Annotated in this window: 2 protein-coding genes; both read left to right on the top strand. The window is 58.2% G+C overall.

Annotated features, from left to right (window positions below):
• Positions 1–473: DUF3047 domain-containing protein (locus A3754_RS02215; protein ID WP_063518738.1), on the top strand; the 473-nt coding region annotated here is incomplete at its 5' end.
• Between the two features lie 311 nt (positions 474–784).
• Positions 785–1,163 (top strand): HNH endonuclease (locus tag A3754_RS02210; protein WP_063518737.1); only part of this gene is annotated, 379 nt, incomplete at its 3' end.

The raw sequence follows: 1,163 nt of genomic DNA, 5'->3' as shown, positions 1-1,163 counted from the left end.
AGGGAACAGCGTCGGGGCTGGTGCAAGAGCAACAGGTGGATCTCAACCAGACACCCTGGCTGACCTGGCAGTGGCAGGGGGAAGTCATCCCGCCCTGGCCTGACACCTTGGAGCAAAGCAAGGCGGGGGATGACTTTCAGGCTCGCGTGTACGTGGTGAAAAAAGGCTGGTTGCCCTGGCAGACGCGGGCCATCAACTATGTCTGGTCCCGTGATGCCGAGCCCGGCGCTCACTGGCCCAACCCGTTTGCCAGCCAGGCAGAGATGGTCGTGGTGCAGGGACCGGGTGGTGCCGGCACCTGGCACCGGTTCTCGCGCAATGTGCAGGCCGATTTCAGGCGTTTTCATGGCATGGAGGTGAACGCAGTGGATGCGGTGGCGATCATGACGGATGGCGATAATACCGGCACGCGGGTAATGAGCTGTTACCGTTTGCCAGTGTTTCGTGCTGCTGCGCAGGATGAACCAGAGTGAAGCAACGGATAAGCGAGGATAAAGAAAGTTGCGGCCATTACCGCGAGCTGTTTATTATTTATTCAATCCGGTGTCTGTGATTAGCCTGTCGTGGCAGGTTAATCAGAGATAACCGGGTAAAGGCGCTGCCATCGTGTTCATACACAGCCACAGGCAATCCACTTTCCTCCGCCGGTCCATGCCGGACGGTGCTCCTGCCTCTCCCCGCTCCTTGTCGCCGACCCTTGTGTCGCAGAATCGTCATTACTTTACGTTTATATCTGCGGAGTTTCTGAATAACTCCTTGCGTGATCACATTGCTGAGGTTGCCCATGAGTGAACGCATTCTGCGCCTGGATAAAGCCGGCACGCCGGTTGAGTGGCTCGACTGGCAAATGGCCGCCACCCTTTATGCGCGTGGCTTGGTGACCTGGACGCTGGGAGATGTGATCTACCGGCTGCACGGCGGCACCAGTCGCCTTACCGGCACCCGTTCCTGCCTGTCTCTGCATTCGATCATCGCCTGCGATGGCGTTACCCATAACCACAAGCGCCCGGCACCACCTTTGACCAACCGGGCGTTGTTTCGGCGCGATCAGCATTTGTGTCTCTATTGCGGTAAACCGTTTCCCGAAAACGTGCTCACCCGTGACCATATCGTGCCCACTTCGCGCGGGGGAAAAGACCGTTGGCTGAATGTGGTATCGGCGT

Source organism: Alcanivorax sp. HI0083, assembly GCF_001635175.1.
This window is presented reverse-complemented; position numbering and strand designations above follow the sequence as displayed.